This is a genomic window from Streptococcus sp. UBA632 (genome assembly GCF_002300045.1).
Classification (GTDB): Bacteria; Bacillota; Bacilli; order Lactobacillales; family Streptococcaceae; genus Streptococcus; species Streptococcus alactolyticus.
Map to the genome: position 1 here is coordinate 472 of NZ_DBPA01000051.1, position 3,664 is coordinate 4,135.

At 42.8% G+C, this 3,664-nt stretch carries 2 protein-coding genes and 1 pseudogene; 2 read left to right on the forward strand and 1 reads right to left on the reverse strand.

Going from position 1 to position 3,664, the window contains the following annotated elements; all coding sequences use genetic code 11:
* Positions 1-67: 67 nt before the first annotated feature.
* Entirely contained in the window at positions 68-778 is a 711-nt protein-coding gene (gene treR / locus B3473_RS06170) for a trehalose operon repressor (RefSeq protein WP_154454352.1), read from the reverse strand.
* Positions 779-975: 197 nt separating this feature from the next.
* Between treR and treP the strand changes: the two are divergent.
* Together treP and B3473_RS06180 are read left to right on the forward strand one after the other, a co-directional pair.
* Positions 976-2,949, forward strand: a pseudogene (gene treP / locus B3473_RS06175) (PTS system trehalose-specific EIIBC component).
* Between the two features lie 14 nt (positions 2,950-2,963).
* The coding region (locus B3473_RS06180) for an alpha-amylase family glycosyl hydrolase (protein WP_414717675.1) at positions 2,964-3,664 on the forward strand (701 nt) is incomplete at its 3' end.

Sequence of the window (3,664 nt, forward strand, 5' to 3'; positions counted from 1 at the left end):
TCCAACTTTTTGGGGTCAGATCAACTTCAGGGTTATTTGCTACTTTTTTGCTGCTCTTTTTAAGAAATCAGTGGTGCCGTGTGGCAAAATCAACAAAACGGAATTTCTCCAGCTTGTGTCTGCTTTCGGTGAATTGAAATTGGCGCTTGTCCGCCAGATAGACCTTGGATTTGACGGACACAACATGGTGTTCAGGACCAATATCTAGCAAGAGCTTATCACGGTCTGTCAGCTGGTCAATGGTGATTTCTTTTTGCGCATAAGCAATGCTGAGGTGCAGTTGCTTTTCCAAATAAGCGTAAATAGACACCTCAGCAATCTCTCGTGTCATGTCAGGCACGAGAGATTTGTCTAAATAATCGATATCAAGCACCGAAGCAACCTCGTCAACCACACGTTGGCGAATGACCCGCCAAACCAAGTGATTTTTTTGAAACCCTGTGAGAGCAGCCAGTGTGTCATCGACAATCAGTTTATCAATACTGATAACATTGGTTTTAGAAGTGATGTGATGGGCATCCACCAATTCTTTGTAGCTGGTTAGTTTGGACACTGGAAAGTCAATGGGATCATTTTTGACCACTTGGGAGCCTGATCCATGGATTTTCTTGATAAGTCCAGCTTCAGCCAAAAGCCCCAAAGCCTTACGAATGGTGTCGCGGCTTACTTGGTAGGTTTTGGTCAACTCATTTTCAGTGGGAAGGTAGTCCCCAGCTTGATAGACCCCAGCGTTAATATCATGTTCGAGTTTTTTAAAAATATATTCGTATTTTTTCATGTGCTCTTTAGGAAAAACTCCTCAGTTTTATAGATTTGTTTTTAAAATACCATACAACTTATCTTTTTTCAAGGGATTTTTAGGTTTTTTTGAAGCAAACAACTTGCATACAATACCGAAAACGATTACAACAACCTTGTAAATAAAGCTAGCGACTATTTATAGACTAACGAAGGAGTCGGTTTTACCGAGGAGATATGGGAAAATTTGAAAAAGAAGCTCGCGAGATGCTAGAAGCAATCGGCGGGAAGGATAATATTGCGGCAGTGACACATTGTGCTACTCGGATGCGTTTTGTTTTAAATGATGACAGCAAGGCAGATGTCAAGCGTTTAGAAGCTATCCCTGCTGTTAAGGGAACCTTTACCAATGCAGGTCAATTTCAAGCGATTATTGGAAATGACGTTCCTATTTTTTATAATGATTTTACAGCGATTTCTGGTATTGAAGGTGTTTCAAAAGAAGCGGCTAAATCAGCAGCGCAACGCAATCAAAATTGGCTTCAGTGTGCCTTGGCCATGATGGCAGAGATTTTCACGCCAATTATTCCAGCGATTATCGTTGGTGGTTTGATTTTAGGTTTTCGAAATATCCTAGAAGGGGTGCAGTGGTCAGCCCTAAATGGCAAAACCATTGTTGAAGTCTCTCAATTTTGGTCAGGTGTGAATGCTTTCTTGTGGTTACCAGGTGAGGCTATCTTCCACTATTTACCAGTGGGGATTGTATGGTCGGTCACACGGAAAATGGGAACCAGTCAAATTTTAGGGATTATCCTTGGAATTTGTTTGATTTCACCAAATCAATTGCTAAATGCGTACAGTGTGGCTAGTACCTCAGCGGCAGATATTGCCGCTATCTGGACTTGGGATTTTGGTTTTTTCACCGTTCGTATGATTGGTTATCAAGCTCAAGTCATTCCAGCGCTTTTGGCAGGTTTGGCTCTGGCTTATCTAGAACGTTTCTGGCGCAAACACATTCCAGAAGTGGTTTCTATGATTTTTGAGCCTTTTCTATCTTTGATTCCAGCTTTGATTTTGGCGCATACAGTACTTGGGCCAGTTGGTTGGACCATCGGTAAAGGCATTTCAGCTGTTGTGCTTGCTGGTTTGACAGGTCCTGTGAAGTGGCTCTTTGGAGCAATTTTTGGTGCTCTTTATGCCCCACTCGTTATCACAGGCTTGCACCACATGACCAACGCTATCGATACCCAATTGATTGCGGATGCTGGTGGCACAGGGCTTTGGCCAATGATTGCCTTATCAAATATTGCACAGGGTTCAGCAGTTTTGGCTTTTTATGTGATGAATCGTCATGACGAACGTGAGGCGCAGATTTCCTTACCAGCAGCTATTTCAGCTTATCTTGGTGTTACGGAACCAGCTCTTTTTGGGGTCAGCTTGAAATACATTTATCCATTTGTGGCGGGTATGATTGGTTCAGGTATTGCAGGACTATTTTGTACAAGCTTTAACATTACAGCCAACGCCATTGGTATTGGTGGACTTCCAGGGATTTTATCTATTCAAGCCAAATACATGAGCTTATTTGCCATCAATATGGTTATTGCCGTCGTGGTACCGTTTGTCTTGAGCTTGGTATTCCGAAAAATAGGTTTCTTGACCAAGACAGAAGATGATTTGAAAGCCAGCGAACAATCGCAAGTTCAAGCCGTTATTGAAGCGAAAAAAGATGCTGAAGCACCTGCTGGAACAGTTGTTACAGTAAAAAGCCCACTTTCAGGAGTGGCAAAACCCTTGAGCGAATCACCAGACCCTGTCTTCTCTCAAGGTGTCATGGGGCAAGGTATCGTGATTGAACCTGACAAAGGGGAATTGGTTGCCCCAATTGACGGTGTAGTGTCTGTTTTATTCCCAAGCAAACACGCGGTGGGGCTGATTTCAGACGAAGGCATAGAATTGTTGATGCATATTGGGATGGATACGGTTAGCCTTGATGGTAAAGGGTTTACGGCAGAAGTGAAACAAGGTGACTGAGTGTTGGCAGGTGATGTCTTAATTCGTTTTGACATTCAAACGATTCAAGAAGCAGGTTACCCTGTTACAACGCCTGTCATTGTAACCAATCAAAACGATTTCCAAACAGACGTGACAAGAGCATTACCATGTGATATTGCGCATGGGGAAACGATTTTCACAGCAAGTAAATTGTGATAAAGGAGCAAAAAGTGGTATTTGATAAGAAAAAAGTCGTTTATCAGATTTATCCAAAATCGTATAAGGACACGACAGGCAATGGTGTCGGCGATTTGCGCGGGATTATAAGCAAATTGCCTTATTTAGAAGAATTGGGTGTTGATGTCATTTGGCTCAACCCTTTCTATCCAAGCCCTCAGCGTGACAATGGATATGATATTTCAGATTACACCGCGGTCAATCCCTTGTTTGGTAGCATGGCTGATTTTGAAGATTTGGTTCAAAAAGGCAAGGCATACGGTATTGATATTATGCTAGATATGGTGTTGAATCATTGTTCGACGGATCATGAGTGGTTTCAAAAAGCTTTGGCGGGAGATCGCTATTACCAAGATTTCTTTATCTTGCGGGATCAGCCGACCAACTGGGCCTCTAAATTCGGCGGCAATGCCTGGGCGCCTTTTGGGGACACGGGCAAATATTACCTGCATTTGTTTGATGTGACCCAAGCAGATTTGAATTGGCGCAACCCTCATGTGCGCAAAGAGTTGTTTAAGGTGGTAAATTTTTGGCGTGACAAAGGCGTGACATGTTTCCGCTTTGATGTCATTAACTTGATTGGTAAAGACGAGGTGCTAAAAGACAATGACCAATTTGACGGCAAACCTGAATACACTGACCGTCCGATTGCGCACGACTACCTAAAAATGCTCAATCAAGCCACTTTTGGACA